The 20,453-nt window shown below is 67.4% G+C and carries 15 protein-coding genes; 7 read left to right on the forward strand and 8 right to left on the reverse strand.

What is annotated here, in order from left to right; translation table 11 throughout:
• The first annotated feature begins 64 nt into the window (after nucleotides 1–64).
• From FHR21_RS09970 to FHR21_RS09995, 6 genes are all read left to right on the forward strand, one after another.
• Entirely contained in the window at nucleotides 65–1,528 is a 1,464-nt protein-coding gene (locus FHR21_RS09970) for a protein adenylyltransferase SelO (protein WP_184097771.1), read from the forward strand.
• 72 nt (nucleotides 1,529–1,600) lie between these two features.
• A complete protein-coding gene (locus tag FHR21_RS09975; protein WP_184097773.1) occupies nucleotides 1,601–2,806 on the forward strand; it encodes a nucleotide sugar dehydrogenase in 1,206 nt (401 codons plus the stop codon).
• Nucleotides 2,807–3,226: 420 nt separating this feature from the next.
• Nucleotides 3,227–5,569, forward strand: coding sequence for an autotransporter assembly complex protein TamA (locus tag FHR21_RS09980; RefSeq protein ID WP_338113125.1), 2,343 nt, complete (start codon nucleotides 3,227–3,229; stop codon nucleotides 5,567–5,569).
• Nucleotides 5,569–9,801, forward strand: a complete 4,233-nt coding sequence (locus FHR21_RS09985) for a translocation/assembly module TamB domain-containing protein (protein WP_184097777.1) — start codon at nucleotides 5,569–5,571, stop codon at nucleotides 9,799–9,801. Before FHR21_RS09980 ends, FHR21_RS09985 begins: the two co-directional genes overlap by 1 nt.
• Nucleotides 9,801–9,995, forward strand: coding sequence for a hypothetical protein (locus tag FHR21_RS09990; RefSeq protein ID WP_184097779.1), 195 nt, complete (start codon nucleotides 9,801–9,803; stop codon nucleotides 9,993–9,995). The genes FHR21_RS09985 and FHR21_RS09990 overlap by 1 nt, the downstream gene beginning before the upstream one ends.
• Nucleotides 9,996–10,496: 501 nt before the next feature.
• A complete protein-coding gene (locus FHR21_RS09995) occupies nucleotides 10,497–11,069 on the forward strand; it encodes a TMEM165/GDT1 family protein (RefSeq protein ID WP_184097781.1) in 573 nt (190 codons plus the stop codon).
• A gap of 1 nt (nucleotide 11,070) precedes the next feature.
• Here the strand turns inward: FHR21_RS09995 and galE are convergent, their stop codons facing one another.
• From galE to cyoA, 8 genes are all read right to left on the reverse strand, one after another.
• Nucleotides 11,071–12,102: a UDP-glucose 4-epimerase GalE gene (gene galE, locus FHR21_RS10000; RefSeq protein WP_184097783.1), complete on the reverse strand. Its 1,032-nt coding sequence runs from the start codon at nucleotides 12,100–12,102 to the stop codon at nucleotides 11,071–11,073.
• Nucleotides 12,103–12,171: 69 nt separating this feature from the next.
• On the reverse strand, nucleotides 12,172–12,705 hold the full coding sequence (locus tag FHR21_RS10005) for a response regulator transcription factor (RefSeq protein WP_184097785.1): 534 nt from the start codon (nucleotides 12,703–12,705) through the stop codon (nucleotides 12,172–12,174).
• Nucleotides 12,705–14,006, reverse strand: coding sequence for an ATP-binding protein (locus FHR21_RS10010; RefSeq protein WP_184097787.1), 1,302 nt, complete (start codon nucleotides 14,004–14,006; stop codon nucleotides 12,705–12,707). Before FHR21_RS10010 ends, FHR21_RS10005 begins: the two co-directional genes overlap by 1 nt.
• Nucleotides 14,006–14,719, reverse strand: a complete 714-nt coding sequence (locus FHR21_RS10015) for an SURF1 family cytochrome oxidase biogenesis protein (RefSeq protein ID WP_184097789.1) — start codon at nucleotides 14,717–14,719, stop codon at nucleotides 14,006–14,008. The genes FHR21_RS10010 and FHR21_RS10015 overlap by 1 nt, the downstream gene beginning before the upstream one ends.
• Nucleotides 14,716–15,093 carry a cytochrome o ubiquinol oxidase subunit IV gene (cyoD, locus tag FHR21_RS10020; RefSeq protein WP_184097791.1) on the reverse strand — a complete coding sequence of 126 codons (378 nt, stop codon included), beginning with the start codon at nucleotides 15,091–15,093 and terminating at the stop codon, nucleotides 14,716–14,718. The genes FHR21_RS10015 and cyoD overlap by 4 nt, the downstream gene beginning before the upstream one ends.
• Complete coding sequence (gene cyoC / locus FHR21_RS10025) at nucleotides 15,090–15,719, reverse strand: cytochrome o ubiquinol oxidase subunit III (RefSeq protein WP_184097793.1); 630 nt, start codon at nucleotides 15,717–15,719, stop codon at nucleotides 15,090–15,092. Before cyoC ends, cyoD begins: the two co-directional genes overlap by 4 nt.
• Nucleotide 15,720: 1 nt before the next feature.
• Complete coding sequence (cyoB, locus tag FHR21_RS10030) at nucleotides 15,721–17,730, reverse strand: cytochrome o ubiquinol oxidase subunit I (RefSeq protein ID WP_184097795.1); 2,010 nt, start codon at nucleotides 17,728–17,730, stop codon at nucleotides 15,721–15,723.
• 34 nt (nucleotides 17,731–17,764) lie between these two features.
• On the reverse strand, nucleotides 17,765–18,952 hold the full coding sequence (gene cyoA / locus FHR21_RS10035; RefSeq protein WP_420825275.1) for a ubiquinol oxidase subunit II: 1,188 nt from the start codon (nucleotides 18,950–18,952) through the stop codon (nucleotides 17,765–17,767).
• Between the two features lie 162 nt (nucleotides 18,953–19,114).
• On the opposite strand from cyoA, the gene FHR21_RS10040 reads away from it, so the two are divergent.
• On the forward strand, nucleotides 19,115–20,440 hold the full coding sequence (locus FHR21_RS10040) for an MFS transporter (protein ID WP_184097796.1): 1,326 nt from the start codon (nucleotides 19,115–19,117) through the stop codon (nucleotides 20,438–20,440).
• The last annotated feature ends 13 nt before the right edge of the window (nucleotides 20,441–20,453 follow it).

Raw genomic sequence — 20,453 nt, forward strand, 5'->3', positions numbered from 1 at the left:
TATCGCCGACGCTATTGTCGCTGGCCTTGGCTTTGTCCATAGCGGCAGCGACAGGACCGATGCCATGAAGATTGCCTTCGACAACAGCTTCCACCGTATGATGGAAGGCTTTTACGCCCCAGCCGAGGCCGCGCCGCCGCCGGCGCCGAAGCTGCTCGCCTTCAATCGTCCGCTTGCCGAGCGGCTCGGCATCGACCTGACGGAAACGGACGATGCCGGGTTGGCGCGGCTGTTTTCGGGCGCGGAGCTGCCCGGCGGCGCAAACCCGCTGGCGTTCGCCTATGCCGGGCACCAGTTCGGCCATTTCTCGCCCCAGCTCGGCGACGGCCGCGCGCTGCTCCTCGGCGAACTGGTCGCGCCGGACGGTGCGCGCTTCGACGTCCAGCTCAAGGGATCGGGGCCGACCGCCTTTTCGCGCAACGGCGACGGCAAGGCGGCGATCGGCCCGGTGCTGCGCGAATATCTGGTGTCGGAGGCGATGGCGGCGATGGGCGTCCCGACGACGCGCTCGCTCGCCGCGGTCGCGACCGGCGACCGGGTGCAGCGCGAGCGTGGACATCCCGGCGCGGTGCTCACGCGAATCGCGAGCAGCCATATCCGCGTCGGCACCTTTCAGTTCTTCGCCGCCCACTTCGGCGCCGACCATGTCGCACAGCTTTCACATTACAGCATTCGCCGCCATTTCCCCGAACTGGGCGAAGCACCCAATCCCCATCTCGCGCTGCTCGACCGTGTTATCGGCCTGCAATGCGATCTCGTCGCGCGCTGGCTCGGCATCGGCTTCATCCACGGGGTGATGAACACCGACAATATCGCGATCAGCGGCGAGACGATCGATTACGGCCCCTGCGCCTTCATGGACCGGTTCGCCGCCGGCACCGTGTTCAGTTCGATCGACGCGACCGGACGCTACAGCTATGGCCGCCAGCCGCAGATGATGCACTGGAACATGGCGCGTTTCGCCGAGGCGCTGCTGCCCGCGATCAACGCCGTCGATCCGGAAGGGGTCGAGGAAGCGAAAACGATCGTGGACGGCATTCCCGACCGGTTCCGGTCGGCCTGGCTGGCACGGATGCGCGGCAAGCTGGGGATCGCCGGGGCGTTCGACGGCGAAGGCGATCTGATCGACGGGCTGTTCGAGGCGCTGGAACGGCATGGCGTCGATTTCACCGGCTTCTTCCGCGCGCTGGCCGCGCTGCTGCGCGGCGACGGCGCTCCGCTCGCGGCGCTGCTTCCCGAATCCGAGGCGATGGCCCCCTGGGTCGCGGACTGGTGGCAACGGATCGAGGCCGAGGCGGCCGATCCCGTCGCGCGCGCCGCGGCGATGGATGCGGTGAACCCGCTCTATATTCCGCGCAATCATCGGGTCGAGGCGGCGCTCGAAGCCGCGGAAGGCGGCGATATGGCGCCCTGGGAGCAATTGCTCGAGGTCGTGCGGCACCCCTATGCCGAGCGCCCCGAATGGCAGGATTTCGCAAGACCCGCGCCGGAGGATTTCGGTCCTTATACGACCTTCTGCGGGACTTGAGCGGCAGGACGAGTTGAGCGGTCCGCCGGTGGCTGCTAGGGGCGGCTGTCCCCAACAGCGACAGGAACGATAATGTCCGATCTCCCCTCGACGAAGACCGGCGCGGCGAAAAGAGTCACGGTGGTCGGCACGGGCTATGTCGGCATCTCGAACGCCGTGCTGCTCGCGCAGCGCAACCGGGTGATCGCGCTCGACATCGACGCGCAGAAGGTCGAGCAACTCAACGCGCGGATTTCGCCGATCGCCGACGCCGAGATCGAGGAATATCTGGCGAACAGGCCGCTCGATCTGACCGCGACGCTCGACAAAGCGGCCGCCTATGACGGGGCCGATTTCGTCGTCGTGGCGACGCCCACCGACTATGATCCGGAGAGCAATTATTTCAACACGCAGAGCGTCGAATCGGTGATCGCCGACGCGCTCGCGATGGCGCCGGGCGCGCTGATCGTCGTCAAGTCGACGGTGCCGGTCGGCTTCACCGAGCGGATGCGCGCCGAGACCGGCAGCGATGCGATCGTCTTTTCGCCCGAGTTCCTGCGCGAGGGCAAGGCGCTCTACGACAATCTCCATCCATCGCGGATCATCGTCGGCAACACCAGCCCGCGCGCCGCCGAGTTCGCGGCGCTGCTGCGCGAAGCGTCGCTCGATCCCGACACCGCGGTGCTGCAGACGGGCAATACCGAGGCCGAGGCGATCAAGCTGTTCGCCAACACCTATCTTGCGATGCGCGTCGCCTATTTCAACGAACTCGACACCTATGCCGCGGCGCATGGCATCGACCCGCGCCAGGTGATCGAGGGCGTGTGCCTCGATCCGCGCATCGGCTCCTTCTACAACAATCCTTCCTTCGGCTACGGCGGCTATTGCCTGCCCAAGGACACCAAGCAGATGCTCGCCAATTACAAGGAGGTGCCGCAGAATCTGATCCAGGCGATCGTCTCCTCGAACACGACGCGCAAGGATTTCATCGCCGGCGAGATCATCAAGCGCGGCCCGCGTGTCGTCGGTATCCACCGCCTCGCGATGAAGGCGGGGTCGGATAATTTCCGGGCGAGCAGCATATTGGGCGTGATGAAGCGGGTGAAGGCGAAGGGGATCGAGGTCATCGTCTATGAACCGCTGCTCGAAGAGGATCGGCTGTTCAACTCGCGCGTCGTGCGCGATCTCGCCGCGTTCAAGCGCGAGGCCGATGTCATCATCGCCAACCGCATCACCGACGAACTGACCGACGTCGCGGACAAGGTCTACAGCAGAGACCTCTTCGGCGCCGATAGCTAAGGCGCACCGCTCTCGGCTGATCGCAATTGGCCGAGATTGCGGTTGCACAGGACAGCGCGGCAAGCCACAAGTGCGCATCGGCAGAGATTCAGAGCCTGATAACATGATTTTGACCCGCCGTGACGGAGCCGATTTTGGCCCAGTGCGAGGCGCGAGGAGGGAGCGATGCTGAGGCATCGTGACCGACGAGCAACGCGGCAATGGGCCAAAATCGGCCCGCCCCGCAGGGGTCGTCCTGTGAAGGGCGCCGGATTTCGTCGTGGGTCTTGCACGGGCCACCGGCCCGCGCGGCGCCCCGCTCCTCGCCGGCACCCTTCACAGGGCGATCACGACGGGTCAAAATCATGTTGTCAGGCTCCAATGCGATATCTTGAAAAGCCTCGCGAATTTGACCGCCTGCCGCTCGTTGCCTTGCGGTCGTTGCTGATTCTGTCGGCTTCCTCGGTCTCGCTCTGTCTGGGCGTACCCGCGCAGGCGCAGTCGGCGGGACCTCCCGCTGCCGTCGAGCCGCCGCCGGTGGTGCGGACCATCGGGACCGACGGCACCGATATCGCCGCCCCGACCCCGCCGCCGCCCGACGTCCTGTTGCCCGACGTGGCCCCGATCATCGAGGACGAGGAATTCCGGGACGCGATTCCGCCGATCAGCGCGGAGGACGATCCCGAACTCGACCGTCCGCTCGAATCGATCGCCGATTTCGAGCGGCGACAGGCCGAAGCCGCGGCGCGGCGCGGTCGCGGCAATGGCACTGCCGCCGACGGCACCGCCGCCGCGGATGCGCAAGGCGCTGCACCGCCGGAGGTCGATGGCACGCCGGTTCCCGCGCTGGCCGATGGCGATGCGGTCGAGGCGATCGGCGATGCGCCGATCGGTGACAGCGAGCTTGCCGCGCCACTGCCGCCGTTGGGCAGTTTCAACGTCGAGCCGGTCCAGTTCGCGGAACCCGAGGACGAGGGCCGCAACCGGACGATCCAGTACAGCCTGCAGGTCAACGGCCTCGCCGCGGCGGACACTGCCACCGACGTCGATCTCGCCGACCTGTTCGACGATCTGTCGGCGCTCCGCGATGGCGACGGCAAGGCCGACAATATCGCGATGGTGCGCGCCCGCCTGTCCGCCGACGCCGAACTGATGCAGCGAATCCTGTCGTCCGAGGGTTTCTACGACGGGCGCGTCGACACGCGGATCGACCGCACGCCGGTCGCGAGCGAGGCGACGAAGGAGGCCGGTGATACCGAAGGGCGTCGCCGCGGCCGGCGCGGGCCGGTGGTCGCGGTCATCGACGTGACGCCGGGGCAGCGCTACAGCTTCGCGTCGATCGATATCCAGGCCGACCCGACCGTTCCGCCGACGCTGATCGAGGATAATTTCCCGCTGGCGGTTGGCGAGCCAATCGTTGCCCAGCGTGTTCAGGGGGCCGAGGCGGCGATCGCGCTCAAGCTGCCCGAGGAAGGCTATCCCTTCGCCAAGATCGGGCGGCGCGACATCCTGCTCGACGGCGCGACGGGGATGGGCGACTATATGCTGCCGGTCGAGATCGGCCCGCGGGCGCGCTTCGGCGGCTTCGAGACGACCGGCGACCTCGCCTTCGATGTCGATCATGTCGCGATCATGTCGCGCTTCAAGCGCGGCGACCTGTACGACAGTCGCAAGGCCGACGACCTGCGGCAGGCGATGGTCGCGACCGGACTCTTTTCGAACGTCGCGGTCGAACCGCAGCAGACCGGCGAGAGCGCCGGCGACGGCACCGAATATGTGACGATGAAGGTCACCCAGGATGCCGGCCCGCCGCGGACCATCGCCGCGACCGCGGGCTACGGCACCGGCGAGGGCATCCGCCTCGAGGGAAGCTGGACGCACCGCAACCTCTTTCCGCCTGAAGGCGCGCTGATCGTCCGCGGCGTCGCGGGCACGCAGGAGCAGGGGCTGGGGGTCACCCTTCGCCGCTCGAACGCCGGGCGCCGCGACCGCACCTTCGAGCTGGTGTCGGAGGCGAAACGCAGCAACTATAATGCGTTCGAGGCGCTGACCGGCCGCGTCGGCGTGCGCTGGAGCTATGATTCGACGCCGCTGTGGCAGAAGAAGCTGACCTATGCCTATGGCGCCGAACTCATCGCGACGAGCGAGGATGATTACGACTTCGCGCGCGGCGAGCGCGTCCGCGATTTCTATACCATTCTCGGCCTGACTGGCCAGGTCGGCATCGACCGGTCCGACAGCCTGCTCGATCCCACCAAGGGCTTCCGCATCACCGCGCTGGTCCAGCCCGAAGGGTCGCTGAGCGGCAAGTTCACGCCCTATGCGCGCACGCGGCTCGATGTCAGCGGCTATTATCCGGTGACCGATAGCCTCGTTCTTGCGGGGCGCGTGCGTGTCGGATCGATCCTCGGCGCCTCGCGCGAGCGGCTCGCGCCGTCGCGGCGCTTCTACGCCGGCGGCGGCGGGTCGGTGCGCGGCTTCGGCTATCAGGAGCTGGGGCCGAAGGACCCCAATCTCGATCCCATCGGCGGCCGCAGCGTCAACGAAGCGGCGGTCGAGGCGCGCTATCGCTTCGGCAATTTCGGGGTCGTCGGCTTCCTTGATGCGGGCCAGGTCTATCGCGGCTCGACCCCGACCTTTGCCGACCTGCGCTTCGGCGCCGGGATCGGCGCGCGCTATTACACCAATTTCGGGCCGATGCGCTTCGACGTCGCGACGCCGCTCGGTCGCCGGCCGGGTGAGGCGAAGATCGCCGTCTATGTGTCGATCGGGCAGGCTTTCTGATGGCGGGGGACACGCCCTTCGACGCCGAGGGCGAGGCGGTGGCCGCCCCGAATCCCTGGCCGCGCCGCCTCGCGCGCTGGATCGGCATCGCGCTGCTTGGGCTCGTCGCACTCGTCGCGCTATTCCTGATCGGCCTCAACAGCGACGCGGGGCGCCGTTTCGTGGTCACCCAGATCGAGAAATATGAATTCGAGAACGGGATGAAGATCGGCATCGGCCGCCTCGACGGCTCGCTCTATGGCAAGATGATCGTGCGCGACTTTTCGCTGGCCGATCCCAAGGGGCGTTTCCTGACCTCGCCCGAATTGCGGATCGACTGGCGGCCCTTTGCCTTTCTGTCGAACCATGTCGATGTGCGCTCGGCGACCGCGCAGCGGATCAATGTCCTGCGGCTCCCCGAATTCAAGCCGGTGCCCGACACCGGCGAGCCGCTGCTTCCCGATATCGACATCGACGTCGCAAAGCTGCAGGTCGACCGGATCGTCTTCGCCCCCGCCGTTGCCGGCGAGCGGCAGGAGGCGCGGCTTTCGGGCAAGATCGCGATCGCCGACCGCCGCGCGCAGGTGAGCGCCGACGCCGCCACGATCGGCGCCGATGCGAAGGGCGACACGTTGAAGCTGTTGCTCGATGCGGTGCCCGAGCGGAACCGGCTCGCCATGACGCTGGACCTGAAGGCGCCGCAGGACGGGGTGCTCGCAGCGATGGGCGGCTTCACCGAACCGCTCGCCGCGAAACTCGACGGGCGCGGTGACTGGACGAAATGGGATGGCCGCCTGACCGCCGACCTGGGCGCGCAGCCGCTCGCGCGCGTTACGCTTGCCGCGCGCGACGGCACCTTCACTGCGAAAGGGACGACGCAGGCTTCGCGCCTGTTCGGGGGATCGACGGCGTCGCTGCTCGGGCCGCAAACCGACCTCGATCTCACCGCGCGGCTCGCCGAGCGCAAGGCCGATCTCGACGGGCGCGTGTCGTCCGACGCCTTCCGCCTAGGGATCAGCGGCGGGCTCGATCTGGGAGAGAGTCGCTACGACGGGCTCCAACTCGCCTTCGTCCTGCTGCGTCCCGGCGCGATCGCGCCCGCGGTGCGCGGCAATGGCGTGCGCGCGAGCGCGCGGCTCGACGGCGCCTTCGCGATGCCGACGGTCGATTATCGCGCCGATGCCAAGACGCTCGCCTTCAACGATATCGTCGTCGAGACGCTGAGCCTCGCGGGCAAGGCGCGGGTCGATGCCGACCAGATCCTCGTCCCGGTCGCCGGGCGCGCGGCGCGCATCCGCGGGCTCGACACGGTCGCCGGTGGCACGCTCACTGCGGTGCGCCTCGACGGCGACCTTGCCTATGCGGACGGCCGCATCCTCAGCGACAATCTGCGCCTGCGCTCGCCGCGCATCGACGCGAAGGCGATCATCGTCGCCGACCTGAACAAGGGCTTCTACACCGGCGCCATCGACGGGCGGGTCAATAATTACCGCATCGAAAGCGTCGGCCTGTTCAACATCGACACGAACATGGACCTGAAGACCGCGCCGCGCGGCGGCTTCGAGATCGCCGGCAACGTCCGCGCGCGTTCGACGCAACTCTTCAACACCGGCGTGCGCGATCTGCTCGGAGGCAATGCGGTGACCACCGCGGCCATCCGCTACGGCACCGATGGCATCGTGCGCTTCAGCCAGTTGCGGCTGACCGCGCCGCGGCTGCGCGTAACCAGCGGGCAGGGGAGTTATTCGCCCGACGGTCGCATTCAGCTCGCGGCGCGCGCGACCTCGCAGGATTACGGTCCGCTCGGGGTCGAGGTGGCGGGGACGATCAGCGATCCGCGCGCGATCCTGCGCGCCGAACGCCCCGGCCTCGGCATCGGGCTCGTAAACCTCGAAGCGCGGCTGACGGGAGCGCCCAATGGTTATCGCCTCGCGGCGACCGGCGGGACCGACTACGGGCCGCTGTCGGCCGACGTCGTGCTGCTGACCGCCGCCGGCCCGCTGACGATCGACGTCGAGCGCGCCGACCTGTCGGGGATCGGCATGAAGGGCCGGCTCGTGCAGAGCGAGGCGGGGCCGTTCGTCGGGCGCCTCGACGCGGCGGGACAGGGGCTGGGCGGCCTGATCCGCCTGAGCGCCGATGGCGCCTATCAGGCCGCGGCGATCAATATCCGCGCCAACAACGTCAGCTTGCCCGGCGCGGCCGGGCTCAATGTCGGGTCGGCGGTCGTCGATGCCGACGTCACGCTTTACGAACAGCCGCGCGTCGTCGCCGACATCCAGCTCGCGCAAACCCACGTCCGCAGCGTCGACATCGCGGTCGGCCGGGTGAAGATCGACTATCGGAACGGCAGCGGTCAGGCGCAGGCGCTGGTTGAGGGGACGAGCGGCGTACCGTTCCGCGTCGCGGTCAACGCGCAGCTCCAGCCCGACCTCTGGCGCGCGGCGGTACAGGGCCGCGCCACCGGTATTTCGTTCAAGACCGAAGCGCCCGCGCGCATCGTCCCCGGCGCCGACGGCTATGAACTGCTGCCGACGACGGTCGATCTCGGCCGCGGCAGCAGCGCGCGGCTGGCGGGCAAGTTCGGCGACGGCATCATCCTCCAGAGCCGGCTCGAACGGGTCAATATGGCGCTGCTCAACGCGGTCTATCCCGACATGGGGCTCGGTGGCCGCGCGACCGGCAGCCTCGATTTCGAGCAGACGAGCGCCGACGCCTTCCCGCGCGCCGATGCACGGCTGACGATCAACAATTTCACCCGCACCACCGCCGCTCTTGTCAGCGAACCGGTCGACATCAATGTCGCCGGCAAGCTGCTGCCCGATGGCGGCGAGGTGCGCGCGGTGATGCGCGAGCGCGGCAGCGTCATCGGCCGGCTGCAGGCATCGCTGCGCCCGGTGGGACCGGGGGCGGGAAGCTGGACCGAGCGATTGCAGGCGGCGCCGCTGAGCGGGGGCATCCGCTACAACGGCCCGGCTGAAACGCTCTTCTCCTTCGCCGGCATGCCCGATCAGCGCGTTGGCGGACCGGTCGCGGTCGCCGCCGATTTCAGTTGCCGCGTTTTCGACCCCTGTCTCGACGGCGTGATCCGCGGGCGCGGCATGACCTACGAGAATCAGACCTATGGCACGCGGCTGACCGACATGGTCGTCGATGGCCGCTTCACCGGCAACCGGCTCGAAATCGACAAGCTGACCGCGACGGCGGGCGACGGTAGCCTGCAGGCCAGCGGCTATGTCAGCCTCGCCGCCGCCGACGGCTATCCGATGAATATCAGCGCAAAATTGGACAATGCGCGGCTCGCGCGCAGCGACAATATCGGCGCGCGCGCGACCGGCACGCTGAAGCTCGAAAAGGTCGCCGGACAGGCGGCGCTGCTATCGGGGGATTTGCGTCTGCCCGAGACGCGCTATCGCATCGTGCGCGAGGGCGCGGCCGAGGTGCCGGTGCTGCGCGGGGTGCGCCGCAAGCCGCCTGCGGGCCGCCCGCGCATTTCGGGCGACGGCTTCGCCGCAGCGCGCGGCACGCTGTTCGACCTGCTCCGCCTCGACGTTCACTTGCGCGCGGGCGACCAGATCTATGTCACCGGCATGGGGCTGGAATCCGAATGGCAAGCCGACATCACGCTCGGCGGCACGACGTCGGCACCGCGCGTGACCGGCGAGATCGATCTGGTGCGCGGCACCCTGGGCTTCGCGGGTCGATCCTTCGACCTCGAGGAAGGGAAGGTCACCTTCCCGACCGGCGATGCCTATGACCCGTCGATCCAGCTCCTCGCCACCGACACGATCGAGACGGTGACCGTCAACGTTAATGTCTCGGGCCGCGCGATGAATCCGCAGGTCACCTTCTCCAGCGTTCCGGGCCTGCCGCAGGACGAGATCGTCTCGCGCATCCTGTTCGGCGATTCGATCACCTCGCTCTCGCCGTTGCAGGCAGTGCAGCTCGCCTCGTCACTCAATGCGCTGCGCGGCGGTGGTGGCGGCGGATTGAGCCCGCTCGGCACGCTGCAGTCGGCGACCGGCATCGACCGGCTGCGCATCCTGGGGCCCGACGACACGCAGGGGCGCGGCACCGCGCTCGCCGCCGGGCAATATATTTCGGACGACATCTATATCGAGGTCATCACCGACGCGCGCGGCTATACCGCCACCCAGCTCGAGATCAGCCTGACGCGCGCGCTGTCGATCCTCAGCCAGGCGGGCGGATCGGGGCAGTCGAACCTGTCGGTCCGGTACCGCAAGGATTACTGATGCGCCGCGCCGCGTTCCTGCTGCCGTTGCTGATTCTGGCCGCGTGCAAGGAGGAACCCGATTTCGACACCCGCTACGACAAGGCGGCGAAGGAGATCGAGGCGCGGGCGAAGGCGATGGACGCGGAGATCGCGAAAGCGAATGCCGATGCGGGGACGGCGGGCGAGGGCGAAGAAAAGGCCCGCAAACCCTGATCTAATACCAAGGTGCGGTGATCTTGACCGATGAGGATTGCCAGTCCCGCTTGCTGGCGAGGAGGAGCGGAAGCGGCGATGTGGTTCATCGCTGCGACGCGCCGACGCGGTCCAGCGGGCGGGACTGGCAACCCGGCGGGCGGTTTCTGGCGGCTCTCGGACAGCGTCGCCTGCTTGGGACGATGAACCACATCGTCCCGGCGCAGCCTCCTCGCCGAGAACCGCCAGAAACCGTCCTCATCGGTCAAGATCACCGCACCTTGGTATAAATCCTTGCAACATTGCAATTCGCCGTCTACCGCCGCCCGGTCATCTGGGGAGTAGCCAGCCGCCGCACGCACGCGGCGGGCCGCCGCGTCAACATACTCGGTCGAGAGGCCGTGGTGCGGTGGAAGCGGGAGCACCGCTTGGGCGAGACCAATGGCATCGCACCTTCGTCCGGGCCGGGCGGCGGGTATGATGTCCGTTGGAATCGCGAGCCGCCCGGCCCCGGAGTTTTTCATGGAAGTCCTGCTCACCTCGACCGCGGTGGTCGCGCTCGCCGAGATCGGCGACAAGACGCAGCTCCTCGCGATACTGCTCGCGACGCGGTTCCGGCGGCCGACGCCGATCATCCTCGGCATATTGGTGGCGACGCTTGCCAACCATGCGCTCGCGGCGCTGCTTGGCGCGCAGGCGGCCGCCTTTTTCGACAGCCCGATCTTCCGCTATGCCATCGGTGCTTCCTTCGTGGCGATGGCGGCGTGGACGCTGATTCCGGACAACCTCGATGAGGAAGAGGCTCCCGCTCCGCGTTTCGGCGCTTTCCTGACGACGCTGGTCGCCTTCTTCCTCGTCGAGATGGGTGACAAGACGCAGGTCGCGACGATCGCCCTCGGCGCGCGCTTCCACGATGTGATCGCGGTGACGGCGGGGACGACGCTCGGCATGATGATCGCGAATGTGCCGGCGATCTTCCTGGGGCACGAACTGTTGAAGCGCGTCGATCTCGCCAAGGTGCGCCTTGTCGCCGCGGCGCTGTTCCTGGCGATCGGCCTGTGGGTGCTCGCGCAGACGGCCGGCTGGTTCGGCTAGGCTATTCGTCGGACCCCTGCTTCGCATTGCGCATCGCGAGGGTCCGCTCGAAGGTCCAGCTCGACCCGCACATCGCGTCGAGCCCGCGCTGCGCCGCCCAGCCGAGTTCGTCGCGGGCGCGGTCGGGGCTTGCGTAGCAGCTCGCGACGTCGCCCGGCCGGCGCGGCGCGATGCGATAGGGCACGTTGACGCCGTTCACCCGCTCGAAACTTGCCACCATGTCGAGCACCGAATAGCCCTCGCCGGTGCCCAGGTTCCAGATGCCGAGCGGCGCCTCGCCCGCGGCGATGGCGTCGAGGGCCGCGACGTGGCCTTCGGCAAGATCGACGACATGGACATAGTCGCGCACCCCGGTGCCGTCGGGGGTGTCGTAATCGTTGCCGAATACCGACAGTTCGGGCAGGCGTCCCGCCGCGACGCGGCTGATGAAGGGCATCAGATTGTTCGGAATTCCGCTCGGGTCTTCGCCGATCAGTCCGCTGTCATGCGCGCCGACCGGGTTGAAATAGCGCAGCACCGCGATCCGCCAGGCGGGGTCGGCGGCGGCGATGTCGGCCAGCATCTCCTCGATCATCAGCTTGGTGCGGCCATAGGGGTTGGTGGCGGAGGTCGGATGCGCCTCGTCGAGCGGCAGATATTGCGGCTGGCCATAGACGGTCGCGCTCGACGAAAAGACCAGCGTCTTCACGTCGCAGTCGATCATCGCCTCGATCATCGCCAGCGTGCCGCGGACGTTGTTGTCGTAATATTTGATCGGTTCGGACACCGATTCGCCGACTGCCTTCAGCCCTGCGAAGTGGATGACCGCCTGGACGTCATGGTCGGCGATCGCCGCGCGAACCGCCTCGCGGTCGCGGATGTCGCCGACGACGAGCGGGATCGTCCGGCCGGTGATCGTCTCCAGCCGCTCGATGACCTCCGAACGACTGTTCGACAGATTGTCGAAGCAGACGACCTCGTGCCCCGCCGCGACGAGCGCGACCGCGACATGGCTGCCGATATAGCCGGCGCCGCCGGTCAGAAGAGTTTTCAAATCCGCACCTTTGTCTTGTTCGGCCCGTCAGCCGGTTAGCCGTTTCATTTCGTCCTGCAAAGCGCGCGATCAGCGGATCTGGCGCTTCTCCAGCTTTCGCGCCAGCGTGCGGCGGTGCATTCCCAGCCGCCGCGCGGTCTCCGAGATATTGAAGCCGGTTTCGACGAGCGTCTGGTGGATATGCTCCCACTCGACGGTCTTGATCGACGAGGGCCGCGCGCCGATCGGCGCGTCGACGTCGCCCTCGGCGCGTTCGAACGCCGCCTCGATATCGTCGGTGTTCGACGGCTTGGCGAGATAATAGGAGGCGCCCAGCTTGATCGCCTCGACCGCGGTGGCGATGCTCGCGAAGCCGGTCAGCACGACGATGCGCATCGCCGGGTCGGCGGCGCGCAGCGTCTGGACGCAGGAGAGGCCAGAGGCATTGCCGAGCTTGAGGTCGACCACCGCATAGCCGGGCCGCCAGCCGGTGAGCAGCGCCTCGAGCGCGTCGGGGCCGGGCGCGACGCGCACCTCATAATCGCGCCGCTCGAACGAGCGTTTCAGGGTCCGGGCGAACGCCTCGTCGTCCTCGACGATCACGAGCTGTCGTTTCGCGTCCATCACGACTCTCCTTCGGGCGCCGCGAGGGCGGAGAGGGGCAGGGTGATGCGCACCAGCGCCCCGCCCGCATCGCGGTTCGCGACACTGGCGCCGCCGCCCAGCTTGCGCAGCACATTGACGAGCAGGAACAATCCCAGCCCACCCCCGGGACGCCCCTTGGTCGAGCTATAGGGGCGGCCGAAGCTTTCGAGCATATCTTCGCTGAAGCCGGGGCCGCGGTCGGCGATCTCGATCACCGCCATGTCGCCGTCGCGCGACGCCGTCACGCCGGTCCAGTCGGGGGATATTTCCGCCGCATTGTCGAGGACGTTGCCGATAACCTGGCGCAGGGCGGGATCGGACACGATGGGGACGTCGGCGCCGAACAGGTCGTTGAACTCGATCGAGCCCGGCAGCCGCACCGCGCGGCTGTCCTCGATGGTCGCGGTCAGGAAGGCGCGCATGGTCGTGAGGCGCGGCGCCTCTCCGCGCGCTTCGCCGGCTGACATCAATATGCCGCTGACGATCGTCTTGCAGCGCTGGACCGCGGCGTCCATGTCGGCAAGGTCGGCCTGCAATTCGCCGTGGCGCGCGATATCGGGCTCCTTCTTCCAGTCGCCGATCAGTACCGACAGCGTCGAAAGCGGCGTGCCGAGCTCGTGCGCCGCGCCCGACGCAAGCAGGCCCATGCGGACGATATGATCCTCCTCCGCCGCGCGCTGCCGCGCTGCGGCGAGCGCCGCGTCGCGGTCGCGCAGATTGCGGTTGATCCGCGTCACGAAGGCGACGAGCAGCACCGCGATCAGCACGAAGCAGACGAGGCTGCCCTGAAGATAGAGGGCAAAGGGATCGTGGGCGTAGCGCGGCGGGAGCAGCAGTGGCGTCGGGTCGATCCGCAGCGTCGCGAGGCCGGCGAGCGTTGCCGCGACGATCGCCCAGGACGAGCGCGGCGTCAGCAGGATCGCGCCGATCACGACCTGAAGCAGGAAGAGCGAGGCGAAGGGGTTGGTCAGTCCGCCGCTGTGGTGAAGCTGCCACGCGAGCGCCGCGACGTCGAAGAGCAGCGCGGCGGTCAGTTCGGCATTGGTCACCGCGCGCCCGCGGGCGAGCAGCGCGAGGCTGGCGAAGTTGATGGCGACCAGCACCGTAATCGCGGCGAGCAGCGGCGCGAGGGGCAGCGCGATGTCCATCAGGCTGCGCGCCACCGCGATCGTCGCGAGCTGCCCGCCCACCGCGAGCCAGCGGAGCTGGATCAGCAACGTCATGTTGCGGCGGCCGGCGTCGGCTTCCGGCAGCGCGGTCGTCGGGGACGGAACGGTCATCAGCTATCACTATTGGACCGAAGCGTCGCCGGACGCCACAGGCGCCAGGCAAAAAAGAAACTGATCGCGGCGAGCGCGAACCAGGTCAGCGCATAGACGAGGTGGGGATCGCGAAAGCGCACCACGGTCAGCCCGCCGACCGGATAGCCGCCCGCATTGGGCACGGCGTCGGCATCGAGGAAATAGGGGGCGACGCGCCCCAGTCCGCGCGCGCGGGCAATGGTCGCGACGTCGCGCGAATACCAGCGGTCCGCTGCGGGATCGTTGGCGCGCAGAAAGGCGCCGCCCGGCTCGGTGATACGCAGCAGGCCGGTCACGGTGACGGTGCCGCCCGGATTGCCCGCGGCGCGCGTCGCCGCCTCGCGCTTGTCCGTCGGCACGAAGCCGCGGTTGACGAGCAGGGTGAAACCCGGCGTTTCGAGCGGGGTGAGCAGCCAATAGCCGGCGCCGCGCTCGGTGACCGCCTGCACCAGCGTTTCGCGGTCGTGGCGGAAGCGACCGGTGGCGCTGATCCGGCGATAGGCGTCGTTCCTGGCCGAAATGCCCGGCCACTCGGCCGGCCCCGGTGCGGCGACCGGCGGGCGATGGATGCGCGCGTCGACCGCGGCGATCAGCTCGTGCTTCCACGCCCGCCGCTCGACCTGCCAGATGCCGAGCGCGACGAAACCCGCCGCGAACAGCAGCGCCAGCGCCGTCAGCAGCCGCCGCTTCACGGCAACTGGTTCATGTCGTGCGGCATCGGCATCATGTTGGTGTTGAGGTGGTGCATGACCCACAGCGATCCCGCGAGCGCGATGCCGAGCACGATGATCGTGAAGACGAGCGAGGTCAGCGACCAGCCGCCCTCGGCCTTCGGCGTCATGTGGAGGAAGAAGATCATGTGGACGACGATCTGCACGACCGCGAAGCCCATGATGATCGCCGCGGTGGCGCCTGCCGACAGCGGCATCGTCATCACCAGCCAGAAGGGGATGGCGGTCAGCACCACCGACAGCGCGAAGCCGATCAGATAATCGCGCAGCGAGGCGTGCGGCATCTCGATCTCGTGCGGATGGGCCGCATGGCCGGGAGTGGACTCGGGACTCATTGCAGCATTCCCATCAGATAGACGATCGTGAAGACGCCGATCCACACGACGTCGAGGAAGTGCCAGAACATCGAAAGGCACATGACGCGGCGCTTGTTCGCGGGGATCAGCCCGTGCCGGCCGAGCTGGACCATCAGGGTCAGCAGCCAGACGATGCCGAAGGTCACATGCAGCCCGTGCGTCCCGACCAGCGTGAAGAAGGCGGACAGGAAGGCGCTGCGCTGCGGCGTCGCGCCGATGTGGATCAGATGCTGGAACTCGTAGAGCTCGATCGCGAGGAAGGCGGCGCCGAACAGCGCGGTGACCGCAAGCCATATCTGTGTGCCGCGCACCTTGCCCTGCTGCATCTGGAGCACCGCGAAACCAAAGGTGATCGACGAGATCAGCAGCATCGCGGTGTTGAGCGCGACCAGCGGCAGTTCGAACAGATCCTTCGGCGCCGGCCCTGCGGCATAATTGCCGCCGAGCACCGCATAGCAGGCGAAAAGGATCGAGAAGATGAGGCAGTCGCTCATCAGATAGATCCAGAAGCCCAGCATCGTGCTGTGCCCCTCCGGATGCGGGTGCTCGTCGAGCTGATAGAAGGACAGCTCCTCGTCCGGCTTGGCGAGAGTGGAGGTGCTCATGTCAGGCTCCCGTCGCCGCGAGCCGGCGGGTGCGCGCGTCCTCGACCGCCGCGACGGTCGCCGCGGGGATGTCGAAATCGCGCTTGTAGTTGAACGTATGGGCAATCGCGACGCCGATCAGTGCGGCGAAGCTGACCCCTACCAGCCACCAGATATGCCAGACGAGCGCGAAGCCCATGACCAGGCTGATCCCCGCGAGGATGACACCCGCGCCGGTGTTGCTCGGCATGTGGATGTCGCGGAACCCCGTCACCGGCCGGCCGTGGCCGCGCCGCTTCATGTCGTGCCACGCGTCGAGATCGTGGATCACCGGCGTGAAGGCGAAGTTGTAATCGGGCGGCGGCGAGCTGGTCGCCCATTCGAGCGTGCGCCCCTCCCATGGATCGCCGGTCTCGTCGCGAAGCTGGTCGCGGCGCCAGATGCTGACCGCGAACTGGATCAGCATTGCGGCGATGCCGACCGCGATCACCGCGGCGCCGAAGCCGGCGACGACGAACCATATCTGCAGGCTCGGGTCGTCGAACACGCGCATCCGGCGGGTCACGCCCATCAGGCCGAGGATATAGAGCGGCATGAAGGCAAGCCAGAAGCCCGGCACCCAGCACCAGAAGCTGACCTTGCCCCAGAAGGGATCGAGGCGGAAGCCGAACGCCTTGGGCCACCAATAGTTGATCGCCGCGAACAGGCCGAACAACACGCCGCCGATGATGACGTTGTGGAAATGCGCGACGAGGAACAGCGAGTTGTGGAGCACGAAGTCGGCGGGCGGCACCGCGAGCAGCACCCCGGTCATGCCGCCGACGACGAAGGTCAGCATGAAGGCGACCGTCCACATCATCGGCAGCTCGAAGCGGATGCGGCCGCGATACATGGTGAACAGCCAGTTGAAGAGCTTCGCACCCGTCGGGATCGAGATCACCATCGTCGTGATGCCGAAGAAGCTGTTGACGCTGGCGCCCGACCCCATGGTGAAGAAATGGTGCAGCCAGACGAGATAGCTGAGGATGGTGATGCAGATCGTCGCATAGACCATCGAGGTATAGCCGAAGAGCTTCTTGCCCGAGAAGGTCGAGGTGACTTCGGAGAAGACACCGAACAGCGGCAGGATCAGGATATAGACCTCCGGGTGGCCCCATATCCAGATCAGGTTCACATACATCATCGGCGAGCCGCCGAAGTCGTTGGTGAAGAAATTGGTCCCGACATAACGATCGAGGCTGAGCAGCGCGAGCGTCGCGGTCAGCACGGGGAAGGTCGCGACGATCAGGATGTTGGCGCACAGGCTGGTCCAGGTGAAGACCGGCATCTTCATCAGCCCCATGCCCGGCGCCCGCAGCTTGAGCATCGTCACCACCATGTTGATGCCCGATAACGTCGTGCCGACGCCTGCGATCTGGAGCGACCAGATATAATAATCGACCCCGACATTGGGGCTGTAGGCGAGGCCGGACAGCGGCGGATAGGCGAGCCAGCCGGTCTGCGCGAATTCGCCGACGAACAGCGAGATCATGCACAGGGCCGCGCCCGCGGTCGTCATCCAGAAGCTGAAATTGTTGAGGAAGGGAAAGCTGACGTCGCGCGCGCCGATCTGAAGCGGCACGATATAGTTCATCAGGCCGGTGATGAACGGCATCGCGACGAAGAAGATCATGATGACGCCGTGCGCGGTGAACACCTGGTCATAGTGATGCGCGGGCAGATAGCCTTCCGACCCGCCGAAGGCCATCGCCTGCTGGAGCCGCATCATGATCGCGTCGGAAAAGCCGCGCAGGAACATGATGAGGCCCAGGATCATGTACATGATCCCGATCCGCTTGTGGTCGACTGTCGTGAACCACTCCTTCCACAGATAGCCCCAGAGGCGATAGCGGGTGATCGCCCACAGGACCGCGAGGCCGCCGAGCGCGACGACGATGAAGGTGACGACGAGAATCGGTTCGTGCAGCGGCAGCGCGTCGAGCGACAGCTTGCCGAGCAGGGGGCCGGTTTCGGGGGCGGGTTGCGGGGTCATGGCGATCTCTTGCACGATCAGGACTCTGGCACGATCAGGACTGGGGCGATGCCGCCGCGGGGCGCCGGATCATGGCGGTAACGGCGGCAGCGGGCGTTTCGGGACTGGGAAGGCCGGCGCCGGTCAGCGGCGCGAGGTCGACGGGCGCCGCGTCGGGGATATCGGCGCTCGCCATCAGCGGCGAACTGCACAGCGCGCCGACATAGCGCTGGCCCCAATAGCCGGGCTCGGTGCCGCGCGCGGCATATTTGTCATAGCTGAGGCGGCGGACATTATGGATGCCGGCGATGCCGGCGCCGCCCGCCGCGTCGATCGACATCATGTCGTGCATGCACATCTTGCCCGGCTCGACGCACATGTTGACGATGGCGTCGAAGAGCTGCGGCTCGACCGCGGCGAAGCGCTGCGCGGGTACTTTCTCGCTCGGCTTTTCGAGCTTGAGATAGGCCGTGCGGTCGAGCGTGCCGCCGCCGGCCTTCGTCGCCGCGACCCATTTCGCGAAATCGGCGTCCGACAGGCTCTTCACCGCGAAGCGCATGTCCGAAAAGCCCCAACCCGAATAATTTGCCGAGAATCCGGTATATTGGCCGGTCTGGTTGAACACGCCGTGAAGCTTGGTCTCCATCCCGGGCATCGCGTAAATCTGCCCCGCAAGCGCCGGGATGTAGAAGCTGTTCATCACCGACGAGGCCGAAATGCGAAAGCGCACCGGGCGATGCGCGGGAAGCGCGAGTTCGTTGACCGTCGCGATGCCCTGGTCGGGGTAGATGAACAGCCATTTCCAGTCGAGCGCGACGACCTGGACCTCGACCGGGCGCACCTCCGCCGCGATCGCCTGTCCCGGCGCCGTGCGCGCGAGCGGGCGATAGGGGTCGAGCAGATGGGTCGCGACCCAGGTCAGCGCGCCGAGGCAGATGATGATCAGCAAAGGCGCCGCCCAGATGACCAGTTCGAGCTGGGTCGAATGGTCCCAGTCGGGCTTGTAGGTCGCCTGCCTGTTCGCGGCGCGATAGCGCCAGGCGAAGACGACGGTCAGGATCATCACCGGCACGATGATCAGCAGCATCAGCCCGGTCGAGATCAGGATCAGATTGCCCTGCTGGCGCGCGACGTCGCCCGCCGGATCGAGAACGACCATGTTGCAGCCGGCAAGCAGCGGAAGCAGGCCGAGCGGCGCCAGCAGCCGGAATCGGGCGGTCGAACGATGGAGCATCTCAGGCATATGGCGCGCCTAGTCCCGCTTTGTTGCAGTGCACATAGGACATTTTGTCCAATCCCGCTGCGAGGCGCCTTGGCGCAGGGGGAGCATTATCGGGGGCCGATGCCCCTGTTTCCGACTCGCGCGCCCATGTGCTAGGGTGCCAGCAGCAGGACCCGAAGATCAATGTCTGTCGAAACCGCGACCACGAAGCAGGCCGAGCGCGACGCCCGCGCGCTCCACGAGGACGGCCATCCGATCTCGCCGGCCGAGATCGCGATCGGGGTCATCATCGGCCGGACGTCGGAATTCTTCGATTTCTTCGTCTATGCCATCGCCTCGGTGCTGGTGTTTCCCAAGCTGGTGTTTCCGCATCTCGACCCGCTCGACGGAACGCTCTGGTCGTTCGCCATCTTCGCGCTCGCCTTTGCCGCGCGCCCGGTCGGCACCCTGATCTTCACCGCCATCGACCGCGCCTATGGCCGCGGCGCGAAACTGACCATCGCGCTGTTCCTGCTCGGCGGATCGACCGCGGCCATCGCCTTCCTGCCCGGCTATGCGACGATCGGCATCGGGTCGGCGCTGCTGCTCGCGCTGCTGCGCATGGGGCAGGGCGTCGCGCTCGGCGGATCGTGGGACGGGCTCGCCTCGCTGCTCGCGATCAACGCGCCGGAGGGCAAGCGCGGCTGGTATGCGATGATCCCGCAATTGGGCGCGCCGCTGGGCCTGATCGTCGCCAGCCTGTTGTTCATGTTCCTGATCGCGGCGCTGCCGGCGCAGGATTTCCTCGACTGGGGCTGGCGTTATCCCTTCTTCGTCGCCTTCGCGATCAACGTCGTCGCGCTGTTCGCGCGGCTGCGCATCGTGGTGACGCCCGAATATGAGCGCTCGTTCCAGCACCGCGACCTCGAGCCCGCGCCGATGCTGGAAACGCTGCGATCAAACTGGAAGGTCATCGCCGCGGGCGCCTTCGCCCCGCTCGCCAGCTTCGCCATGTTCCACATGGTGACGGTGTTCCCGCTGTCGTGGGTGTTCCTGTTCACCGACGAGACGCCGGCGCGCTTCCTGGCGATCGAGGCGGTCGCGGCCGTGGTCGGCGTGCTCGCGATCATTGCCTCGGGTCGGCTCGCCGACCGCGTCGGGCGCCGCACGATGCTGGGCTTCACCGCCGCCGCCATCGCGGTGTTCAGCGGTTTCGCGCCGCAGCTTCTTGCCGGGGGCGAGGCGGGCGAGGCGGCGTTCATGATCCTCGGCTTCGTGCTGCTCGGCCTGTCGTTCGGCCAGTCGTCGGGCGCGCTGTCGTCCGAATTCCAGCCGCGCCACCGCTATACCGGATCGGCTTTCACCTCCGACCTCGCCTGGCTGTTCGGCGCCGGTTTCGCGCCGATGGTCGCGTTGTGGCTGTCGAGCGAGTTCGGCCTGATCGCGGCGGGCGCCTATCTGCTGTCGGGCGCGATCGGCACGCTCGTCGCGCTGTGGCTCAACCGCGAGCTGGCGCGCACCATCGGCTGATCGGCGCGCTGGA

Source organism: Sphingopyxis panaciterrulae (assembly GCF_014199295.1).
Classification (GTDB): Bacteria; Pseudomonadota; Alphaproteobacteria; order Sphingomonadales; family Sphingomonadaceae; genus Sphingopyxis; species Sphingopyxis panaciterrulae.